Here is a 22,814-nt window from a genome sequence, read left to right on the forward strand (position 1 = left end):
TACTTTCTTTTCTTGTATGGAATTCTATTATATCAAAGATATGGTTTGAATACCTTTTCGTGATTTTTCCGAAGTACAATCTTCGCCCATTTCATATTTGTCGTAGGGGAAGGCCCTGTAATCCAAGTATGAAAGGGTAGTATGCTGCAAAGGACCATTGCTGAAATAGAGATTGTGGCCGTTAGTATAAATAATAATAGGCTATATAATATTGTGTTTTCTTGCAATGTGAATAAAGAAAGAAATTTTGTACATAGTTGTAAGAAGAAAAAATGAGCTAAATAAGCACCATACGTGTAATTTCCGATAAATCGTAAAGCTTTATATAAGAAACCGCGTCGCTGTACAATTGTAATAGATAGCACGTATAGTATGATAATTTCGCATACAATATATAGAAACATAGATGGTTTTAAATAAGTAGAAACAGTTAAATGAATAGAGTTCACACCGTAAAAACTAAATAACTCATAATTGATAAATAAAAATAAAATAAAGAATAAGATTGTTATAAGCGGGATATGTTTCATGACGAATAAACGCCAAGTTTTTAATGATACAGCAGCTATTCCTCCCATGACGAAATAGAATGAGTAAAAGAAGAAGGAACGATCTGTATAATGTAAAATGGTTGAGCTCGTCAATTTCTCTCCATTAAAAATGTAGTGAGAAGAGTACCACATTAAAAGGAAATATAGGCAAGCGAAAATGGTCATATATTTGTATATGTCTTTTTTATTTTCTGTTCGTTTTTGAAACCAATAAAATAGTGTGCATAGTAAAGGGAACAATAAGTGAATTTGGAACATCATAATAACGTACCAAAGATGAGGTGCAGCCGTTCCGAGTAATAAACTTTTTATTCCGCCTTGTAGTGTAATGGCGTCGTTTGTTGTTAATAGATAAAGAATAGACCAGAAGAAATAAGGAATGAGTAAATGTGCGGCTTTTTCATAAATATATTCTCTGTAAACGAGTTGCTTCGTATATAGCCGAATTAAATGGAAGCCGACGATAAATATGAATGCAGGTGCTGAAAATTTTGCAAGATTAAATAGCATGCCCATAATGAGGGATTGCTCGAGTAAGACATTTCCTTGATTCATTGTATATAATAAGGAACTTTGCAAAACGACAGCAAGAAATGCAATGCTTTGCAAAACTTTGAATTCTGGTGCGCTTTGAGTCATTTTATACATCTCCTTTTCCATACATGATTATAGTACGGAGAATGGATGATAGGTGTGGAATATTTGTGAAGATTATAACAAATTTGTGGCAGAATGGGATTATATTAACGTTTTTGCTAATCTATCTATCGTAACTTGAAATGTATCAACGATTTTCCAAATATATTGATTCACTGACAAATAACGACAAAAAGAGGATGCTCCAACGAGCATCCTCTTTCCATATATTAAGCAAATTTATTTTTGATCCAGTTTTTACCTTCTACAAGACGAGCTGTCATTACGGCACAAGCGTTATCTCCTGTTACGTTTAACACTGTTGCAGGAGGGTCAATGATTGTACTAATTGCTGCGATAATTGGTAATGCTTCTGGCGGGAAGCCGTATAGAGAAACGATTAACATTTCACCAATCATACCGCCGCCTGGAATAGCACCCATTACTGTTCCTACTAATAGAGAAACGACAAGTGCGATTGCCAATGTTTTCGGTCCTTCGAATTCCATGTTGAAAATACCGAATAAGAAAGCAATTTTTAATACGCCGCCTAAAACAGATCCATCTTTATGAAGTGTAGACCCAAGAAGGACAACTGTTTCACGAACGTCAGAAGAAATACCCATTTTCTTCGTTGCTTCTAAGTTAGCTGGAATACTTGCGGCACTACTACAAGTTGCAAGAGATGTAACTGTAGGAGAGACCATGTTCTTCCAAAATACTTGTACACCTTGTTTGCGACCTGCAAGGTACGCATAGAATGTAAAGAATACAAAGAAGTAAATAAGAGAAGCTGGATAGTATACCATTGCTGCTCGGAAGTAAGTTCCAAGAAGTTGCGGTCCGAATTCACCAACTAATGCTGCGAAGTAAGCAGCTAGTCCGATTGGAGCGTAGTACATAATGAAAGATACAACTTTCATTGAAATTTCTGCACCAGCTTGTAAGAACGTAGCGAATGGTTTCCCTTTTTCACCAACTGCTGAAGTTGCAACCCCCATTAAAATAGAGAAGAAAATAAGGGCTAACATGTTCTCGCGAGATAGTAACTTTGAAAAGTCTGATACTGTTAGGATACCAACAATTTGATCAGCAACACTAACTGCTTTTTCAGCTTTATCAGGCTGTGTTAGTTCTAATACAACACCTTGTGCTGGCGGGAATACTTTCACGATAATAATCATAAAAATAGCAGCTAAAATACTTGTAAATAAGAAAGTTCCAGCCATACTAGACATAATTTTACCGAAACGTTTTAATCCATCCATATTAGCAATAGATGACGCGATGCTAAAGAATACTAAAGGTACAACAATCGTAAACATTAAGTTTAAGAAAATGTCACCAAGCGGCTTTAAAGCAACTGCATCGGCACCCATGAAATAACCAATGAAACCACCAATTAGGATAGAAGATAATAAAATAAGTGGAAAGCGATATGCCTTCATAAATAAACCCTCCTATCGATTATAAAAAAAATCATACTGAATCATTATAGCGAGTTAGAGACGTCTTTACTAGGAGAATACGGATAGATGGAATAGCGCGAAAACCAAGAAATTTTTGTTTTTAAGCTCGGCATACAGTTAGAAATCTAGACATATATATTTGTAACCTAGTGGTGGCGAGGGCTGCACCATAAATTAGGTGTAGAAAAAGGGGGAGGGAAGCAGGATGAATATTTTGCTTTGCTGTGCAGCGGGAATGTCTTCCAGTTTGATAGTTACAAAAATGGAGAAAGCAGCAGGGGCAAAGGGGATAGAGGTAAAGATTTGGGCTGTATCAGGTTCAGAAGTACGAAATCATATTGATGATGCAGATGTACTTTTACTTGGGCCGCAAGTACGCTATTTATTACCGAAAATGAAAGAATTATGTAAAGAGAAGGGAATACCTGTTGATGTAATTCAATCCGTCCATTACGGGCTTTGTAATGGAGAAGCTATCTTACAAGCAGCTTTGTCAATGAAACCATGAGGAGAGTGGGATAGATGATACGGTTTTTAGAGAAATATGTGATGCCAGTGGCAGGAAAGGTTGCAGAACAGAGACATTTGCAAGCGATTCGTGATGGAATTGTTTTAACGATGCCTTTCTTGATTATTGGATCTTTTTTTCTAATCATTAGTGCTCTTCCGATACCCGGGTATAATGATTTTATGGCAGGAATCTTCGGAAAGAATTGGAATGTAGCATTAGGGTACCCAGTGGGGGCTACTTTTAATATAATGTCTTTAATAGCTGTTTTTGGAATCGCTTACAGATTGGGAGAATACTATAAAGTAGATTCGTTAGCATCTGGTGCATTATCACTTGTGACATTTTTACTTGCAACTCCATTTCAAGTTGCATATATTGTTCCGGGTACGAAAGAAAGTATACTGGTAGATGGAGTAATCCCAGCGGCATTAATGGGAAGCCAAGGTTTATTTGTAGCGATGATTATTGCAATTATATCTACTGAAATTTATCGATTTGTTGTACAGAAAAAGATGATTATAAAGATGCCAGAGACAGTTCCGCCAGCAGTAACGCGTTCATTTGCTGCGCTTATTCCAGGCTTTATTGTTGTGACGGTTGTTTGGATCATTAGATTAATTTTTGAACATACGACTTTCGGTAGCATCCATAATGTTATAGGAAAGCTTTTACAGGAGCCTCTTAGTGTACTTGGGGCTAGCCTTTGGGGTGCGGTAATCGCAGTTATCATTGTCCATGTACTTTGGGCGTGTGGAATTCATGGAGCTGCAATTGTTGGTGGTGTAATGAGTCCGATTTGGTTGTCGTTAATGGACCAAAATCGAATTGCTTTTCAGGCTGGGCAAGACGTACCGAATACGATTACTGCACAGTTCTTTGACTTATGGATTTATATGGGCGGTTCTGGTGCAACACTTGCTTTAGTTGTAGGAATGTTATTATTTGCACGAAGTCAGCAATTAAAAAGTACCGGACGATTATCGATTGCGCCAGGTATTTTTAATATTAATGAAATGGTGACTTTCGGTATGCCGATTGTAATGAACCCACTTTTACTTATTCCATTTATATTGGTGCCAGTCGTGTTAACGGTTGTTTCTTATTTTGCAATGGAATGGGGATGGGTTGCACGTCCGAGCGGAGCTGCTGTACCTTGGACTACACCTATTCTTTTTAGTGGATATTTAGGATCAGGCGGAAAAATTTCAGGGGTTGTTTTGCAGGTCGTTAACTTTGCACTTGCATTTCTTATTTATTTTCCATTCTTAAAAATATGGGATAACCAAAAAGTAGCGGAAGAAAAGGGGGAGTAAAGAACTAAAATGGATACGATAGAGACGAAAGCTTTTCACTTGATTTTGCATGGTGGTAATGCGAGAAGTTGTTCAATGGAAGCAATTGATTGCGCAAAGCGCGGTGAATTTCAGGAAGCAGAAGCGAAACTACAAGAAGCTTTAAATGAATTGCAAGAGGCGCACCGCTTACAAACAGAGCTCATACAGAAAGAGGCTGCCGGGGAAAAAAACGAAGTTACCCTGCTGATGGTGCATGCACAAGATCATTTAATGAACGCAATTACAGTGAAGGAATTGGCGAGTGAGTTTGTAGAATTATATAGGAAGATGTCGGTGGATGAATGAACCTTGCTTAGGCAAGGTTTTTTTATTTTATTAAATAATAGTGGGTTAAAATAATAAATTATTTTTCATTAAAAAAAGTTTTTTAGTGTTTTTTTGCTTAAAACACAACTAGACAACTAAACACTAATCTATTTTCATACAGTTATGTGTTAAAAGCGTGTTGTTTTATAACACACTGTGTGTTTTTTGGGGGACACACTGATTGAAAACGTTAACACACAAAGAAAACACTCGGAAAAGTGTTGATTTTAGTGGTTTTAAAAAGTTGGCACGCTAATTGCATTAATAAATAGCGTAAAGAAAAATAAATAAACATAAATTTTTTATACTATACAAGGGGGATTTTCAAATGAATATTTTATTATGTTGCTCAGCAGGGATGTCTACAAGTTTACTAGTTACAAAAATGGAAGCGGCTGCAAAAGCTCGCGGTCTAGAAGGAAAGATTTGGGCTGTATCTGGGGATGCAGTAAAAACGAATATCGATCAAGCAGATGTATTATTACTAGGACCACAAGTTCGTTACATGCTTTCTTCAATGAAAACGCTTGCTGATGAGAGAAACGTTGGAATCGATGTTATTAATCCAATGCACTACGGCATGATGAATGGAGAAGCAGTTTTAGATCACGCATTAACACTTAAAAAATAATTAGGGGGGAAGCGAAATGCAAAAGTTTATTGCATTCATGGAGAAATATATTGTTCCTGTCGCTGGTAAAATCGGATCGCAACGTCACTTAGCTGCGATCCGTGACGGATTTATTGCAGTTATGCCACTTATTTTAGTTGGTGCACTGGCATCACTAATTAATGGTTTTCCATCTGAAGTTTTCCAAGATTTCATGAAAGGTTTGTTTGGTGAAACGTGGAAACAAGTTGGCGGTGGAATGTGGACTGGTTCTTTCGCGATTCTAGCACTAATCATTGCATTTACAACAAGTTATAACTTAGCAAAATCTTACGGCGTTGATGGTTTGTCAGCAGGTATTATTTCATTTGGTGCGTTAATTATTCTTACACCAACAACACCGAAAGAAGGCGGATTGAACTTAGCTTGGACAGGGGCACAAGGGTTATTCGTAGCAATCATTGTGGCACTCCTTGTTACTGAAGTATTCCGTTTCTTTGTACAAAGAAACATTACTTTTAAAATGCCTGATGGAGTACCACCAGCAGTTTTAAGATCTTTCGCAGCTATAGTTCCAGCATTTGTTATCTTAACAGTAGTTGCAGGTATTCAATTAGCAGTGAAATTAGCTGGTACAAGTGTTCATGAATTTATCTTTAATACGATTCAATCACCACTGCAAAGTTTAGCAGGGACATTACCAAGTGCAATTATCATTGTACTTCTTGTTCATCTTCTTTGGTTCTTCGGTTTACATGGTCCGAATATCGTTGGTGGTATTATTGAGCCATTATACTTACCGGCATTAGAGAAAAACATGAATTTATTCAAAGGTGGTACATCTGCATTTGATGTTCCAAACATTATTACAAAACCATTCTTTGATACTTTCGTATATCTTGGTGGTTCTGGTGCAACATTAGCATTCTTAGTAGTGGTATTACTCGTAGCGAAAAGTGCGCAATTACGCGGTGTATCTCGTTTATCAATTGGACCAGGTGCATTCAATATTAACGAACCAGTAATATTTGGTACACCAATTATTTTAAATCCAGTTTTATTCTTACCGTTTATCATAACACCAATTGTATTAGTAATTACTTCTTATACAGCTATATCTATTGGCTGGGTACCAAAAACAGTTGTGATGATTCCATGGGCAACACCACCGATTATTAGTGGTTATCTTGTAACAGGTGGACACATTTCTGGTGCGATTCTACAGTTATTCAACTTTGTAATTGCGATGGTAATCTACTATCCATTCGTTGTATTATGCGACCGTTCTGTTGTTCGTACTGAAAAAGCAGCAGCACAAGGAAATAACAACTCTGTACCTATGTAACATAGTAATTGTTCTCACAGACAACATGATCTGTGAGAACAATTACCTTTATATCATGTTCAAAAAGATGAAACCCATCTACAAGAACACCAAACAATCATTAATAAAATAATAATTTTATAGAAATGTTCAAACTGAAGGGGTATTTAAATCGGTTGAACCATAATAGAGAGGGCGGTAATTATGATGACTACAGCAGAACAAATTCCATTCCAATTAATTTTAAATAGTGGTAATGCACGAAGCTTTGCAATGGAGGCACTTCAATTTGCCAAACAGGGGAAAATGGCAGAGGCTGATGAAGCGATGGTAAAGGCGAAAGAAGCCATTAATGAAGCGCATCATTTCCAAACAGAGCTCATACAATCAGAAGCAAGAGGAGAAAAAACAGAGATTAGTGTTCTTTTAATTCACGCACAAGATCATTTAATGAATGCGATTACAGTAAAAGAATTAGCAGCAGAATTTATTGACCTTTATAAAAAGTTAGAAGCGAAAGGGGAATAAAGCATGACTGGAATTAAAATTGCTACAATCGGCGGTGGATCTAGTTATACACCAGAGTTAATTGAAGGATTTATTAAGCGTTATGATGAGCTTCCTGTTCGTGAAATTTGGTTAGTAGATATTGAGGCAGGAAAAGAAAAGTTAGAAATCGTTGGTAACTTAGCGAAACGTATGGTGAAAAAATCTGGTTTACCAATCGAGGTACATTTAACACTTGATCGCCGCGAGGCATTAAAGGATGCTGACTTCGTAACAACGCAGCTTCGCGTAGGTTTATTAGAAGCTCGTGCAAAAGATGAAGCAATCCCATTAAAATATGATGTAATCGGTCAGGAAACGAATGGTCCTGGTGGTTTATTCAAAGCGCTGAGAACGATTCCTGTTATTTTAGATATTTGTAAGGACATGGAGGAACTTTGTCCGAATGCATGGTTAATTAACTTCGCGAATCCGGCTGGTATGGTAACAGAAGCTGTCCTTCGTTATACAAACATTCAAAGAGTAGTTGGTCTGTGTAACGTTCCAATCGGAATTCGTATGGGTCTTGCGAGATTACTTGAAGTAGATGCAAGTCGCGTACATGTAGATTTTGCAGGTTTAAATCATATGGTATACGGATTAGATGTATACTTAGACGGCGTAAGTGTAATGGATCGTGTGTTAGAGCTTGTAACAGATCCAGAAAAGCAAATCACGATGGAAAATATCGCTGCGCTTAACTGGGAGCCAGACTTTATTCGCGGTCTTCGTGCAATTCCGTGTCCATACCACCGTTACTACTACAAAACACGTGAAATGCTAGAAGAAGAGAAAGAAGCTTCGATTGAAAAAGGTACACGTGCAGAAGTAGTAAAACAATTAGAAGATGATTTATTCGAGTTATATAAAGACCCGAATTTAGATATTAAGCCACCACAATTAGAAAAACGTGGCGGAGCTTATTATAGTGATGCAGCATGTAGCTTAATTACGTCTATTTACAACAATAAAGGTGATATCCAGCCTGTTAATACACGAAACAACGGAACAATTGCAAGCTTGCCACATGATTCTGCTGTTGAAGTGAACTGTATTATTACGAAAGAAGGTCCAAAACCAATTGCGGTCGGAGATCTTCCAGTACCAGTTCGCGGTTTAGTACAGCAAATTAAATCATTTGAGCGCACAACAATTGAAGCTGCTGTTACAGGGGATTATCATAAGGCGCTGCTTGCTATGACAATTAATCCACTTGTACCATCAGATAAAGTTGCAAAACAAATTTTAGATGAAATGTTAGAAGCTCATAAAGAGTATCTTCCACAATTCTTTAAAAAGATAGAGAAATAAAGCGGCGCTATTTAGCCCGCTTTTTTTAATTCTAGTAGGAGGTATTACGATGATTAAGCTAATTGTAAATGCAGATGATTTTGGTCTTACAGAAGGTACAAATTACGGAATTATTGATGGACATAAAAATGGGCTTGTAAATTCAACGACGATGATGATGAATATGCCAGGGACAGAACATGCTGTAAGCTTAGCGAAAGAGTATAAAACGTTAGGGATAGGAGTGCATCTCGTATTAACAGCAGGAGAACCGCTGCTTACAGATGTACCATCACTTGTAAGTAGCGATGGATTGTTTCATAGACAAAGCGTCGTATGGGAAGGGAACGTAAATCCAGAAGAAGTTGAGAGAGAATGGACTGCTCAAATTGAGAAATTCCTATCTTACGGATTAACACCAACTCATTTAGATAGTCATCATCACGTGCATGGATTACCGATCTTGCACGATGTTCTTGAGAGATTAGCAGCTAAATATAATGTTCCGATTCGTCGTTGTGAGGAAGAGCGAGCAGTACGCCCGTTTTCTGACGTGTTTTACAGTGATTTTTATGCGGATGGTGTGACGGAAGATTACTTTGTAAAGTTAAAAGAAAGAGTACAAGGTGAACAAACGGTAGAAATTATGGTGCATCCAGCTTATATTGACCCAGAGCTTGTGAAACGTTCTTCTTACGTAATGGATCGTGTGAAAGAATTGCGTATTTTAACGGAGAGCGAGTTGCCTGAAGGAATAGAGCTTGTGAAGTTTTAATAGGAAAACGACGGCTAAATAGGGCCGTCGTTTTTTTAGGTTTACAAAATGAATAGAACATATCCACCAAAGGCTCCGAGTATAACGATAACCCAAGGTGGCGTTTTCCAAAAAGCGAGTAAGCAAAATAGAAGAGAAGCAAAAACGAAATCTACAGAATTCATAATTGTACTCGTCCAAATTGGATCATAAAAAGCTGCTAATAAAATACCGACAACGGCTGCATTCACTCCAAGTAGTGCGCCTTGTATGTAGGATACTCTCCTTACACTGTCCCAAAATGGTAAGACGCCAATAACGAGCAGGAAGGCAGGAAGAAAGATCGCGATTGTTGCAACAATTGCTCCGGCGGTTCCATTTAGCGCTGCGCCTATATAAGAGGCAAATGTAAATAGTGGTCCTGGTACTGCTTGTGTTAATCCGTATCCAGCTAGAAATTGTTCTTTTGCCATCATCCCGTTTTGTACAAACTCACTTTCAAGAAGAGGAAGTACGACGTGTCCTCCGCCAAATACAAGTGCACCAGAGCGATAGAAACTATCAAATAAAGCGATGTAATAAGAGAACGGTCTTAATATTGGTAGCACTATTAATAGTCCGAGGAATAGGACGAGACAAGAAACTGCTATCGTTTTTGAAATAGGTACTTTTATATTTTGAGATTGGCTAATTGGTTGGCCACGATATAAAAACCAACCAATAAAGCCAGATACTATAATGAGAATGACTTGTGTCCAACTACTTGGCCATAATAAGGCGATTGCGGCAGTTACAATCGCGATTGTTGCCCGATTTCGGTCCGGTGTTAACTTTTGAGCCATTCCCCATATTGCATGAGCGACAATTGCAACCGCTACAAGTTTCAGTCCATGAATCCAGCCCGTACTTCCAAGTTCGAACTGATTAAGGAATGAAGCGAAGAAAACTAAAACGAGCACAGACGGTAGGGTGAATCCAATCCATGAAATAATGGATCCTAATAATCCCCCGCGTAATAATCCAATCCCCATCCCGACTTGACTGCTGGCTGGTCCAGGAAGGAATTGACATAGTGCTACTAAGTCACCGTAACTTTTTTCATCCATCCATTTTCTTTTTTGTACGTATTCGTGATGGAAATAGCCGAGATGAGCGACAGGACCTCCAAATGAAGTAAGTCCTAATTTAAATGAGACGAGAAAAATCTCTAATAATGTGTGAAAGGTGTATTTGTTATTTTCCAAAATAACCTCCTAGAATGTTTTCCTAAGTGCATTATACAAGAGGCAATAAAGTGAATGAAATGATTTCTATGTAAAGATTTTGTGAATCTTTTAGTTGTAATTAAAAATTGAAAAAGTCATAAATGATTATGTCTAAACCATAAAGTAGTAGAAGTAGTACTGGGAAATTTATATAAGGAGAATGCCCGTATGACAACACATTTCTTTGCTAGGTTAACAGGGAAGAGGGAAATACCTCCTGTAAATACAGAAGCTTATGGTGTAACAGAGTTTATTTTTAGTGAGGATTTAAAGAAGTTGCAATATCGGGTCATATTGAAAAACATCGAAAAGGTTACATCATGCCAAATTCATTTAGGGAAAGCGGATCAAATTGGTCCAGTTGTTTTAAATTTGTTTGGTCCGCTAAAGCAAGGTATTAGTGTGAATGAAGGAGTTGTGACCGGTGTAGTCAATGTGGAGGATTTTGAAGGACCTTTACAGGGGAGAGCGTTTGATAGCTTACTTCAAGAAATAATTCAGGCGAATGTATATGTAAATGTTTATACGAAGTCCAATAAGAAGGGCGAAATCAGGGGGAGAATAAGGAAAGTAAAGAAATAAACGAAAAGGCTGTCCAAAAAAATTGGAACAGCCTTTTTTATTATACTGGTTGCCGTTTTTGTGAAGTATTGTCGGTAAGTTGATATATTTAAAAAATCGCCGATATAAGTTCACTTACTACGCACTAGGTACTACTCGAAAATATCGCCTAGATCAATTTTTTACAGGTTGATTTTTGATGAAGAAGTCCATTACATAAAATACTTCGTCATCTGGTATTTGTATTTCAAATGTATTTTCAATAGGTTGCAATGCTTTTTTTACTTTCATGTACATCCAGTACTCATCTTGTCTTCGTTTTTCTTTATCAGGATGAGGGAGGAGACTTTCGCCTTTTTGAAGACGGTCAACCATGCAGCTCATATGCAAAATCACACCCATTAAACTGTCAGGAGTTAGCTGTAAAGAAATTAATTCTTGAATTGTATTTAATGCATAACGAATTGTTTTAATAAGTAATGCGCCATCGTTACGCTGCATTTGTTGTTCAAGAATATCAGCCATTTTCGCATATGTTTCTTCATACGTAATTAATTCTTGAATTGGCTGAATCGCTGTGTAGTTCACAATGTCTTGGAAGTGGTATGTTAAGCATGGTACTTGTACATCGAAATTCGTGACGATACAAATGATATTACGCTCTTTTTTTATGTTCTCGATCATTTTTGTTAAATCTTTTTCGTGAACGATACTAATCGGAATAATTTCAATTAAGTCTTTATCAAAGCGTAAATAGTTCTCTAACATTTTTTGAATTGCTAAAGCACTTCCTTCGCCAGTTAAGCAAGCTGTTAAAATAACAGATTTCATTGGTGACAGCGGCTTTTTCTTTTCTTCTTGTACATTTAAATAGAACGGCGTTAAGTTCTTCACTGTTTCATATAGTGCATCTAATGAGTAGCCAAGCTGAGCTTTTCGAGCTGCTTCTAGTGCGTGTGGTGTGCTCGTCATGGAAAGAACACGTACAGGAATTTTGAATTCAGTTTCTAATATATCACCAATATAAGCGAGAGATCCCATATCAACAAGTAAGAGAAGCCCGTTTACATTTTGAAGTGTTTTCATATACACCTTAACACGCTCTAAGAAATCTTTCGGTGATTCATGCAAGGGCATATCGATACCAGTTACTTCATCAATACCGAGAAGTTCGTTTGCGACGTTTGCCATTTCTGTTGCGATGCCATTACCATGCGCTAATATTAATACTTTTACTTCTGTTTGTGAGGCAGGAATTGGGTCAACAACGAAGAACATTGTTAAAAAGCCTGCTTCATCAATAGGCATTGTTATTTGTAATTCTTCTTCTAACAGTTGAATACATTGCATAGCTACGGAAAAAGCTTCTTTATATTTCGTACGAATTTGATTTAATTGTGGGTGGTGAATTTGTTTCCCGCCCTGTAAGCGTTGTAGAGTTGTCTGTACATGTAAACTTAAAGCAAGAAACACTTTTTCATCAAAAGTCTTAGATAAATGTTTTTCAGCTAGTTCTGCAATTTTTTCACATACGGAAACGATATTACGGTCCACAATTTTAAAAACATTTTCATGACTTGTTTTTTTAGACATTTGGTTAAAATATTGAACGAAAAAGCTTTGAATATCATTTTCTATTAGTAATTCTAATTCTTCCTCTTCAATGCCGCGTGCTTGAAGTTCTTCATATTTATAATCAATATAATCGTAAATAGAAGAACGTTTTTCATCTTCTGTTTTATGCTTGCTCCAGCCTTCATCACCTGTAAATACAAATGTTTCATTTGGTATTTGGTATAGGTGACGGCTCTTTCTCTCGATAAACAGTCCTTCTTTCATATACCAAGGTAAATCTGTACTTGAAACACCGACAGAATCACGTTTTTTTGTTACGAAATCAGAATAAGCTTTCGCGCAGGCAATTTGTACATCCGTTTTCAATTGGCCGATGTTATTTGGGCAATTGTAAAAGACGAAGGATCGCATTGCGTTTGGACTAACATGAATCTCTTTTCGTAGCCGAATCGCTTCATTTGTGAAAAATAGTTGCAACAAAGCAAAGCGTTCTTTATGCGTTCGCTCACGAAGTGGTGGAAGCGTAACGGTCATTGGAATACGTCTTGTAAATGTTTTTAATAAAAATGAGTTTGGTTCTTCTGTTGTTGCAGTAATAATTAATACTTGTGCCTTACGTTCATTTTCTGTTTCTCCAAGGCGGCGATATACTCCGCGATCAATAAATGTGAAGAGCATTTCTTGTCCTTCTGGAGGGAGACGATGTACTTCATCTAAGAAAAGGATTCCTTCATGGGCCTTTTCAATTAAACCTTTTTGATCACTGGCACCTGTATAAGCTCCTTTTTTTATCCCAAATAACTGTCCAAGTAGTAGTTGTGGATTGTTTGCATAATCAGCACAGTTAAAGACGATAAAAGGCGCATCTTTTGGAAGTTGTTCCACTTCAATTGCATATTCGTGCATTAAAGAAGCGAACATCGATTTTCCGACACCTGTTTCTCCAAGTAGTAAAGTATGCATACCGTTTGGAGGGTAGAGAATAGAAGCTTTTGCTTTTTCAATTGCAATTTTTAGGCTTGTATTTTCAATTGCAAATGTATCTAATGAAGTGCCCTTTATTGAATGCGTTTCCAAGGAAGTATTCGTTTCTATATAAAAACGGACAGGACGTGTACTCGTTTTTAATAAACGATTATCTTTCACGAGCTTGTTTAAGTCGCTACTAACATTTGCACGGTCTAACTGTAGAAGTGTAGCGAGTTCAGATGCTGTTACACCTTCTGTATAATTCCCTTTTTGTATTGCGTTAAAAATGAGATCTATTCGTTTCATTTCTATTCACCTCGAAACTTCATCACTATTTAAAATTTTACACAAAAATGGGAAGTGTGGGAAGAGAAAAATAAAACAGCTTTAGTATATAGGCACTAAAGCTGTTACAATCTTGTGTCTTTCCAAAAATTCACTTCGAGATGGGAAGATGGATTGTAGGGAAGTAGTTCATATCCTTGTGATTGCAAATAATCAATTACTTTTGGAAGTATTTGCACTGTGACACTAGAATCATGCATTAAAATAACCTCTACTTGTTCATCGCTTTGATTTCGCACTCTTTCTAGTATTGCGGAAGGATTATCATAGCTTTTCCAGTCATATGTATCAATTGTCCAATCCCACATTTTATACTTGGAAGATACGAGTGCGTCGCGATAATTCTTTTTTAAATAAGGCATGCTACCGTATGGGACACGAACGAGATGTGTATTTAGATGTGTAACTTGCCAGACAATATTCTGGGTTTGCTCCATTTCTTCAATTAAAATTGATGGATCGCCAGTATAAAGACGTTTTACATCATGTGACATACTATGGAGACCAATATAATGTCCATCTTTAATCAATCGCTCCATCGTTTTTTTATAATGTGGCACTTTTCCGCCAATAACGAAGAAAGTTGCTTTCCCGTTCTTCTCTTTTAAAATATTTAAAATTTGTGGTGTGTATTTATTCGGTCCGTCATCAAATGTTAAGTACGCAATTTTTTTTGTAGGAGAGGTAGTTTGAGTGCTTTGTTGATCTTCTGCTTGAATGTCTGTAGTTGCTTCCGTATTAGATGATGCGTACATAGTAATAGTTAAAAATAAAATTATACATTGAAGTAATCGCTTGATCATAACATTCACCCTCAGTTTGACAATCAAGATGTAAAAATGAAAATTTGATACTTTTTTCGTTATACGTATATCTTTCTCCAATAGAGGCACTCTCAAACAATCTATATTTTGGAAATGGGGAATAAGGATTAAAAAATAAAAAATAGCATCCTCTTTTTCATAAGAGGATGCTATTTGAATATTTCATAAAAGTAAAGGCTATACTACAATTAGTCTTCGCGTTTTTTCACTTTTTTATAGAAGGAAATAATTGGTTTGTAACGTTCATGTACAAGACCGATTACTTCAGCAATAATTTCTGTAAAGAAGATTAAAACGAAAAGAAGAATAATGGATAACCATAATGTCGCACTACTGAAAATGATTGCATTTACGCTAAAGAAAATACCAAGTGCGTAAATAATTAGTACCGTTTTACGATGAGAGAATCCCATTGCAAGCAAACGGTGATGTAAATGCGACTTATCTGGTGCTGAAATAGGCTTTTTATTGACGATACGGCGGATGATTGCAAATGTCGTATCAAATACAGGTACACCTAAAATGATAACTGGAACGATAAAGCTGAATAACGTTACGCTTTTGTATAATCCAAGTAACGAAATAACAGAAATACAGTATCCTAAAAATAGTGCTCCTGTATCTCCCATGAAAATTTTTGCTGGATGGAAGTTATAGAATAAAAATCCAATTGTACTTGCTAATGTAATCAGTGCTAGAGGTAATATAATAGCCGCTCCAGTACCCCACGGACTAACGAAGGCCATATATGCTAGCGTTGCAAGTACGATAGATGAAATCCCAGCGGATAATCCATCTAATCCATCAATTAAGTTGATGGCATTTGTGATACCTACAATCCAAAATACTGTAATTGGATAAGCAAGCCATCCGAGTTCAGTATCTCCGAGGATTGGAATATATAATACTTGCACTAATAATCCACTTTTTACAATCATGATGGCAACTAATAGTTGTCCACCGAATTTTACCTTCGCAGATAGTTCGTACATATCATCTAAAATCCCGATGATAACAATAATGATAGCACCTAAAGTTATCGATAGCATTCTTTGTTCGTACAATCCACCGACAATAAATCCTACAGCTACACCGATAAAAATTGCTAACCCGCCAAGACGAGGCATAATTTTTTGGTGTACTTTACGTGCGTTTGGTTTATCTGTTGCTCCTATTTTGAAAGCTAATTTAATAACTAAAGGAGTAACGACGAGTACAGTGATGAAAGATGCCAAAATGGCATAAATCACTTGTGAGTCCATTAATACCCCACCTTTTATAGTTTAACGTAATTTTTCTAATTGTATTTATCTGAAAATTATGATGTTTATTTACAGGCTCATAACATATGGTATCACAAAAAGATTAGAATTCAATCTTTTTTTCTTTTAGCTGTAAATGGAAGTGCATAGAATATATGACAATTGTATATAGAATGTTGGATCGTTTGAGAAGGTTGTTCATATTGCGACTTGAAATATGACAGTATATCTGCCTCGTATATAACAAGTATTTTATTATAAGTGTTGCACGTAAAAATGAGTAAGTTTCGTGTTAAAATGTGGGAATTTACATTTTATATATATTGCATCATTTAACTTTACAAAATCTTAAAAATGAATAAAAAAGACAATTCATATAATAAAGAAGAAAAGAAGTTTTCTTATTTTTAGCGAGAGAGGGGGAAGCACAGGGGGACTTCTGTGTATTCGTATATTTTCTTATATATATATTCCTGTGCGAAAGGAAAATGAAAATTACGATAATAGGTACCGGATATGTTGGATTGATTACAGGAGTAGGATTGGCGAAATTGGGACATTCAGTCACATGTTTTGATATAAATAGTGAAAAAATTGAACGGATCATACAAGGCGAGTTACCTATTTATGAGTGTGGATTAAATGAATTAATAAATGAAGAGTATGAGAACAATCATTTAACTTTTACAGCAAGCAGATCAACTGCATTTAATGATGTAGAGTTTATATTTATTGCAGTTGGAACACCATCTTTATTAGATGGAACAGCAGATTTAACGTATATTCGTAGTGCTTGTGATGATATTGGAGCATATGTGAATAACGATATTATTGTTGTTACGAAAAGTACGGTTCCAGTAGGTACAAATGATGTGATGAGAGAATGGATTGAGGAGAAACTACAAGGTAGACACGAATTACATATCGTATCGAATCCAGAATTTTTAAGGGAAGGTTCTGGTATTTATGATTTTTTTCATGGTGATCGCATCGTAATTGGAGCATGTAGTGAGGAAGCAGCAAGGAAAGTAGAGAATTTGTACAGCAAATTAAGCTTACAAACGTATATTACGGATATTCGAAGTGCTGAGATGATTAAATATGCATCTAATGCTTTTTTGGCTACGAAGATTAGTTTTATTAATGAGATTTCCAATATATGTGAGCAGGTGGGTGCAGATATATTAGATGTATCTACAGGGATGGGGATGGATAAGAGAATTGGTGCATCTTTTTTAAATGCAGGTATTGGATATGGAGGGTCTTGTTTTCCGAAAGATACGAAAGCACTTGTGCAAATTGCAGGGAATGTTTCTCATGATTTTCACTTGTTGAAAGCAGTCATTGAAGTGAATAATAAACAACAGTTGTTGTTAATTGAAAAAGCGAAGAAAATGATAAATATGAAGAAGAAGCGGATTGCGGTTCTTGGTGCAGCATTCAAACCGAATACTGACGATATTAGGGAAGCGCCATCTCTTATTATAATAGAAGAATTAATTAATATAGGTGCGGATGTGGTTGTATATGACCCGCAGGCTATTCAAAATGTAAAAGGTATATTTGGAAATGCTATACGATACGCTGAGTGTATAGATGAATCGATTAGAGCGGCAAATGCAGTTTTTATCGTAACAGAATGGGAATCAATTCGAAATTATCCGCTAGAGAAGTATGTACAGCTTATGAGGGAGCCTATTCTATTTGATGGGAGGAATTGTTATACTAATGAGGATGCCGAGAAGCAGGGGGTAGATTATTACTCAGTTGGGCGAAAAGGCGTCTGTAATAGTAATGTTTCTCAAGTACGTTAAAAAGTGTATTTTCACATGCATATTTTTATATGCGATAATAGAAGTTGTAACTAGTGAAAGAAAAGAGGCAATGAAATGACTGAACGTTTAAAAGTAATGACAATTTTCGGGACACGACCAGAAGCAATTAAAATGGCACCTCTTGTATTAGAGTTGCAAAAGCACCCAGAAAAAATCGAATCGATTGTGACTGTAACAGCACAACATCGTCAAATGTTAGATCAAGTATTAAATATCTTTGGAATTACACCAGATTTCGATTTGAATATCATGAAAGATCGTCAAACGTTAATTGATATCACAACACGTGGTTTAGAAGGTTTAGATAAAGTAATGAAAGAAGCGAAGCCTGATATCGTACTTGTACACGGTGATACAACGACGACATTTATTGCGAGCTTAGCTGCTTTCTATAATCAAATTCCAGTAGGACATGTTGAAGCTGGGCTTCGTACATGGGATAAGTATTCTCCATATCCAGAAGAGATGAATCGTCAATTAACAGGTGTAATGGCAGATCTTCATTTCTCACCTACAACAAAATCAGCAACGAACTTACAAAAAGAAAATAAAGATGAGTCACGCATTTTCGTAACAGGAAATACAGCAATCGATGCACTGAAGACGACTGTAAAAGAAACTTATAGTCATCCGGTGCTCGAGAAGCTTGGAAACGATCGTCTTGTACTTATGACAGCACATCGTCGTGAAAACTTAGGAGAGCCAATGCGCAATATGTTCCGTGCAATTAAGCGTCTTGTTGATAAGCACGAAGATGTACAAGTTGTATACCCTGTCCATATGAATCCTGTTGTTCGCGAAATAGCGAATGATATTTTAGGCGAGCATAGCCGCATTCATTTAATTGAGCCGTTAGATGTAATTGATTTCCATAACGTAGCAGCTCGTTCATACTTAATGTTAACTGATTCTGGTGGTGTACAAGAAGAAGCACCATCACTAGGTGTACCGGTTCTTGTTCTTCGTGATACGACGGAACGCCCAGAAGGTATCGAAGCAGGTACACTGAAATTAGCAGGAACAGATGAAGAAACAATCTTTGGTCTTGCTGATGAGTTGTTATCAGATAAAGAAGCTCATGATAAGATGACGAAAGCATCTAATCCTTATGGTGATGGTCGTGCATCAGAGCGTATTGTAGAAGCGATTTTACAACACTTCAAGAAGTAAAGTGAAATTTTAATCAGTGGGGGATATCCCCCACTGATTATTAGCCCGCACCAATCAGGGTAAATGAAAAGAGAGCCAAATCGTATGTGATTTGGCTCTCTTTTATTATTGTTGATTCCTCATAATCCACTCTGCATGAGCATTTGTAGAAGGGGGAGGAGGTGGTGGTGTTTTGTTCTCACTCGGCTCCTTCTTTGCTTTTGCGCTGGAGTTAGAATTTGAATCGGAATTTGTATTCTCATTTTTCGTAGTCTCTGTTGGAACTTTTGCTTTTTCTCCTATTTCCTTTTCAATTTCGTTACGTACAGTCTCTACACTGATTGGATCTGGAAGGAAGTAATAAATACCGCCAATTTTTCTGTCTTCTCCTTCAAGTTTTAACGTTTGTATTGTAGAAGGATCGAATCCAGAAATTTTATTGTAAAGAGCAAGTCCGTCTGAAATAGGAATGTCGGTTTTTATATATTTTCCAACGACAGTCGTTAAATCTTTAATTTTAAATACAGTAGAGGCGGAATTTAGTTTTTGAGCAACGGCGGCTAGTAATTGTCTTTGTCTAGCTGCCCGACCATAATCGCCGTTTGGATCCTGCTTTCGCATACGGACGTAAGCAAGTGCTTCTTCGCCGTTTAAATCTTGTTTCCCTTGTTTAAATTGGATTTTTTTGTCGTAATCCACATCAGAACGTTCCCAAAAATCGAAGGGAACATCGACTGTAACACCGCCAACAGCATCAACGATACCTTTAAATCCTTGGAAATCAATTTTAATATAATGATCAACAGGAACTTTTAAAAACTCTTCGACGGTGTCAATTGTCATTTTTTCTCCACCGTAAGCATGAGCGGCGTTAATTTTGTCTTCTTTATTTTTGCCAACAATCTTAACACGAGAATCGCGCGGGATACTCATAAGTGAAACCTTTTTTGAGTTTGGATTAACTGTCGCGAACATAAGTGAATCCGTTCGCCCATTTTGACCATCAGTTGCATAATCTTCAATACCCATAATGAGTATTGTGAAAGGTTTTTTTGTGATCTCCACATCTGCTGCTCGCAATTTAGATTTTTCACGGTTAAATCCACTGTACATCCCCATGAGAGAAGTGTAGGAATTTAACATATAAAGTCCTAAGCTACCAAATAAAAATGCGAATATAAGGAAGTAGAAAAATTTTCTTCTACGTTTCTTTTTTATTCTGCTATTTTGGAGATGATAATAACGTTCTTCCATATATAATCTCCTTAGTTCATTTGTAGGGAATTAATTCACTACATTAATCTTTAAAGGGGATAAGTTAGCTATTCTTAGTTAACGTCTTGTTCTAAGTACAACATATCTCCTTCTTTAATTGTACATTTCCCGTTTGTTAATTCAATCATCCAATTTGTAAATGTTTGTTTTTGATTTTCTTCTACATACGTATCGAATGTGACATTTTCGAGATAATGTATATCTTTAATGGCATATTCTGAATTGCGTAATTCATTTTCAACTTTGCCAAGCAATGTATAATCAATTTCTGTTTGCATAACGCGCATTAGTTTTCGCACAACAATGCCTACGTGATTAAGTCCTTCACTTGTACATTTTCCATATGCACGAATTAATCCACCAGCACCAAGCTTAATACCACCAAAATAGCGCGTGACGACAACGACAGTATCTTTTAGACCTCGTTTTTTTAATACCTCTAACATAGGTACACCAGCGGTACCACTTGGTTCTCCGTCATCGTTTGCTTTTTGAATTTGATCTTGTTCACCGATTAAATATGCGGAACAATTGTGTGTTGCATTCCAATGTTGTTTTTTTATTTTTTGTATAAATTCTTGGGCTTCCTCTTCGGTTGTGGCTCGACTTACATAGCAAATGAACCTTGATTTTTGAATGACAATCTCGTGCTCACCGTAGCCTTTAATTGTTAAATATTGTAATAACAATGGTATACGCCCCTATCTTTCAAAATGACTAGTACTTTACATTTTAAAAGCGGTTGTTTTTATATTCAAACATTTTTTGCAAATATGTTGAAATTTTTGATGAGTATTTTATCTTTTTGTTGTAATTTGTCGAGTGGGTGATTGTGGTTTCTAACCGGCATTTTTATGTATGGATGCACCTTTTCTAGTTTTCGTGTAAAATTAGGGGATAAAAATTTTTTATAAGGCAGGTACGAAAATGAAAACAGCTATTGTTACTGATAGTACAGCATATATACCGAAGCATATTCGTGATGAACTCAATATATATATGATTCCATTAAACGTTGTGTTTGGAACGGAATCTTGTCAAGAAGAGGCTGAAATTTCAGCAAATGATTTTTACGTAAAAGTACGTGAACAAGAAGAACTTCCGAAAACTTCGCAACCAGCAATTGGAAAGTTTTTAGAGCTATATGAAGAGTTAGCTAAAGAATATGATGCAGTTATTAGCATTCACCTTTCCAGTGGAATTAGTGGTACATACCAAACGGCAACAACAGCTGGACAGATGGTAGATGGTATCGATGTATATACGTACGACTCTGAAATTAGTTGTGAAGTACAAGGATTTTATGTGCGTGAAGGTGCGAAATTAGTAAGTGAAGGGAAAGCTCCAGAAGAGATTATCGCTCGCTTTGATGAAATGAAAAAAACGATGGATGCTTATTTTGTAGTAGATGATTTACATCATTTACAACGCGGTGGAAGATTAAATAGCGCGCAAGCTTTCATCGGCAGTTTGTTACAAGTAAAACCAGTATTATACTTTAGAGATAAAATAATTATTCCATTCGAAAAAATTCGTACGCGTAAAAAAGCGTTAAAGCGTATCATTGAAATCTTTGATGAGCAGGCAAGTAAAGGTGTGCCTATGGAGGCTGTTATTATTCATGCGAATCGTGAAGAGGAAGCTAATGAATGGAAACAAGAATTAGAAGAGATATACCCTCATGTTACAATTCGTACGAGTTATTTCGGAGCTGTAATTGGGACGCATTTAGGTGAAGGTGCGCTTGGTTTAGGCTGGTATACGAAGTGATAAAGATGTAAAAGCTCTCTTGTTGAAGAGGGTTTTTTTACGGGTATTTTACGAAGATTTGACAAGTTAATATTTGGGAATGGTAAAATGTACGTAAAATTAAATAATGAGGAAAGTTTTATTACTTACTTTTTACAAGAAACTATCTTATAATAGAAGAGAGGTGAAACATATGGAGCATAATTCTTGTTTATGTCCAAAGTTTGAGTCAGCTTTTACAATGCTTAGTAAGAAATGGACTGGCTTAATTATTAAATCTTTGCTTGAAGAGCCAAAACGTTTCAGAGAAATCGCAGATATTATACCGAATATGAGCGATCGTATGTTGTCAGAACGTTTAAAGGAATTAGAAGGTGAAGGTATTGTAGTTCGTGATGTTTACCCAGAAGTACCAGTTAGAATCGAGTACGGTTTAACTGATAAAGGGAAAGCGTTGGAAAGTGTTATGGATGAGGTCCAAAATTGGGCTGAGAAATGGATGAAGTAACGTTTCTATCTCATTCATATGGGAGTATTTTCAAAACGTAAGGGAATCCCTTACGTTTTTTTCAATTCTATAAAAAACGGCGTAAGGCTCTTGAAATTCTACATATATATACAAATTTAGATATACTTTGCTATAGAGATAAATG

At 36.4% G+C, this 22,814-nt stretch carries 21 protein-coding genes; 13 read left to right on the forward strand and 8 right to left on the reverse strand.

Annotation, left to right across the window (positions count from 1 at the left end; genetic code table 11):
- Positions 1–32: 32 nt before the first annotated feature.
- Together CDB3_RS24515 and CDB3_RS24520 are read right to left on the reverse strand one after the other, a co-directional pair.
- Entirely contained in the window at positions 33–1,190 is a 1,158-nt protein-coding gene (locus CDB3_RS24515; protein WP_128856273.1) for an acyltransferase, read from the reverse strand.
- Between the two features lie 227 nt (positions 1,191–1,417).
- Complete coding sequence (locus CDB3_RS24520; protein WP_105585649.1) at positions 1,418–2,635, reverse strand: dicarboxylate/amino acid:cation symporter; 1,218 nt, start codon at positions 2,633–2,635, stop codon at positions 1,418–1,420.
- Positions 2,636–2,861: 226 nt separating this feature from the next.
- On the opposite strand from CDB3_RS24520, the gene CDB3_RS24525 reads away from it, so the two are divergent.
- From CDB3_RS24525 to chbG, 8 genes are all read left to right on the forward strand, one after another.
- Positions 2,862–3,164 (forward strand): PTS sugar transporter subunit IIB, encoded by a 303-nt coding sequence (locus tag CDB3_RS24525; protein ID WP_071743925.1) that lies wholly within the window; start codon positions 2,862–2,864, stop codon positions 3,162–3,164.
- Between the two features lie 14 nt (positions 3,165–3,178).
- Positions 3,179–4,480, forward strand: a complete 1,302-nt coding sequence (gene celB / locus CDB3_RS24530) for a PTS cellobiose transporter subunit IIC (protein WP_128856274.1) — start codon at positions 3,179–3,181, stop codon at positions 4,478–4,480.
- Between the two features lie 9 nt (positions 4,481–4,489).
- Entirely contained in the window at positions 4,490–4,807 is a 318-nt protein-coding gene (locus CDB3_RS24535; RefSeq protein WP_044439402.1) for a PTS sugar transporter subunit IIA, read from the forward strand.
- A 349-nt stretch (positions 4,808–5,156) separates the two neighbouring features.
- Positions 5,157–5,459 carry a PTS sugar transporter subunit IIB gene (locus CDB3_RS24540; RefSeq protein WP_001023569.1) on the forward strand — a complete coding sequence of 101 codons (303 nt, stop codon included), beginning with the start codon at positions 5,157–5,159 and terminating at the stop codon, positions 5,457–5,459.
- 16 nt (positions 5,460–5,475) lie between these two features.
- On the forward strand, positions 5,476–6,783 hold the full coding sequence (gene celB / locus CDB3_RS24545) for a PTS cellobiose transporter subunit IIC (protein WP_128856275.1): 1,308 nt from the start codon (positions 5,476–5,478) through the stop codon (positions 6,781–6,783).
- 183 nt (positions 6,784–6,966) lie between these two features.
- Positions 6,967–7,290, forward strand: coding sequence for a PTS lactose/cellobiose transporter subunit IIA (locus tag CDB3_RS24550; protein ID WP_000989050.1), 324 nt, complete (start codon positions 6,967–6,969; stop codon positions 7,288–7,290).
- Positions 7,291–7,293: 3 nt separating this feature from the next.
- A complete protein-coding gene (gene celF, locus CDB3_RS24555; protein WP_128856276.1) occupies positions 7,294–8,619 on the forward strand; it encodes a 6-phospho-beta-glucosidase in 1,326 nt (441 codons plus the stop codon).
- 49 nt (positions 8,620–8,668) lie between these two features.
- Positions 8,669–9,373 (forward strand): chitin disaccharide deacetylase, encoded by a 705-nt coding sequence (gene chbG, locus CDB3_RS24560; RefSeq protein WP_128856277.1) that lies wholly within the window; start codon positions 8,669–8,671, stop codon positions 9,371–9,373.
- 41 nt (positions 9,374–9,414) lie between these two features.
- Here chbG and CDB3_RS24565 read toward each other — a convergent pair whose 3' ends face one another.
- The gene (locus CDB3_RS24565; RefSeq protein WP_128856278.1) at positions 9,415–10,596 is read right to left on the reverse strand and encodes a chromate transporter; all 1,182 of its coding nucleotides are present in this window, start codon (positions 10,594–10,596) and stop codon (positions 9,415–9,417) included.
- Positions 10,597–10,785: 189 nt separating this feature from the next.
- Here CDB3_RS24565 and exsM point away from each other — a divergent pair, with 189 nt between their 5' ends.
- Positions 10,786–11,199: an exosporium regulatory protein ExsM gene (gene exsM, locus CDB3_RS24570; protein WP_128856279.1), complete on the forward strand. Its 414-nt coding sequence runs from the start codon at positions 10,786–10,788 to the stop codon at positions 11,197–11,199.
- Positions 11,200–11,352: 153 nt separating this feature from the next.
- Here exsM and CDB3_RS24575 read toward each other — a convergent pair whose 3' ends face one another.
- The 3 genes from CDB3_RS24575 to CDB3_RS24585 form a co-directional block, all read right to left on the reverse strand.
- On the reverse strand, positions 11,353–14,028 hold the full coding sequence (locus tag CDB3_RS24575) for a sigma-54-dependent transcriptional regulator (protein ID WP_128856280.1): 2,676 nt from the start codon (positions 14,026–14,028) through the stop codon (positions 11,353–11,355).
- 104 nt (positions 14,029–14,132) lie between these two features.
- Positions 14,133–14,870 (reverse strand): polysaccharide deacetylase family protein, encoded by a 738-nt coding sequence (locus tag CDB3_RS24580; RefSeq protein WP_128856281.1) that lies wholly within the window; start codon positions 14,868–14,870, stop codon positions 14,133–14,135.
- A gap of 209 nt (positions 14,871–15,079) precedes the next feature.
- Complete coding sequence (locus tag CDB3_RS24585; RefSeq protein ID WP_128856282.1) at positions 15,080–16,153, reverse strand: UDP-N-acetylglucosamine--undecaprenyl-phosphate N-acetylglucosaminephosphotransferase TagO; 1,074 nt, start codon at positions 16,151–16,153, stop codon at positions 15,080–15,082.
- A 488-nt stretch (positions 16,154–16,641) separates the two neighbouring features.
- Here CDB3_RS24585 and CDB3_RS24590 point away from each other — a divergent pair, with 488 nt between their 5' ends.
- Positions 16,642–17,967, forward strand: coding sequence for a UDP-glucose dehydrogenase family protein (locus CDB3_RS24590; protein ID WP_128856283.1), 1,326 nt, complete (start codon positions 16,642–16,644; stop codon positions 17,965–17,967).
- Between the two features lie 75 nt (positions 17,968–18,042).
- Positions 18,043–19,158, forward strand: coding sequence for a non-hydrolyzing UDP-N-acetylglucosamine 2-epimerase (gene wecB / locus CDB3_RS24595; RefSeq protein ID WP_000140119.1), 1,116 nt, complete (start codon positions 18,043–18,045; stop codon positions 19,156–19,158).
- Positions 19,159–19,263: 105 nt separating this feature from the next.
- Here the strand turns inward: wecB and CDB3_RS24600 are convergent, their stop codons facing one another.
- Positions 19,264–20,391 carry an LCP family protein gene (locus CDB3_RS24600; protein ID WP_128856284.1) on the reverse strand — a complete coding sequence of 376 codons (1,128 nt, stop codon included), beginning with the start codon at positions 20,389–20,391 and terminating at the stop codon, positions 19,264–19,266.
- Positions 20,392–20,465: 74 nt separating this feature from the next.
- Positions 20,466–21,101 (reverse strand): YigZ family protein, encoded by a 636-nt coding sequence (locus tag CDB3_RS24605; RefSeq protein WP_128856285.1) that lies wholly within the window; start codon positions 21,099–21,101, stop codon positions 20,466–20,468.
- Positions 21,102–21,339: 238 nt separating this feature from the next.
- Here CDB3_RS24605 and CDB3_RS24610 point away from each other — a divergent pair, with 238 nt between their 5' ends.
- Positions 21,340–22,182 (forward strand): DegV family protein, encoded by an 843-nt coding sequence (locus tag CDB3_RS24610; protein WP_128856286.1) that lies wholly within the window; start codon positions 21,340–21,342, stop codon positions 22,180–22,182.
- Between the two features lie 172 nt (positions 22,183–22,354).
- Positions 22,355–22,669, forward strand: coding sequence for a winged helix-turn-helix transcriptional regulator (locus CDB3_RS24615; protein WP_128856287.1), 315 nt, complete (start codon positions 22,355–22,357; stop codon positions 22,667–22,669).
- Positions 22,670–22,814: the final 145 nt, after the last annotated feature.

This window comes from Bacillus sp. CDB3, assembly GCF_002081505.1.
Classification (GTDB): Bacteria; Bacillota; Bacilli; order Bacillales; family Bacillaceae_G; genus Bacillus_A; species Bacillus_A cereus_AT.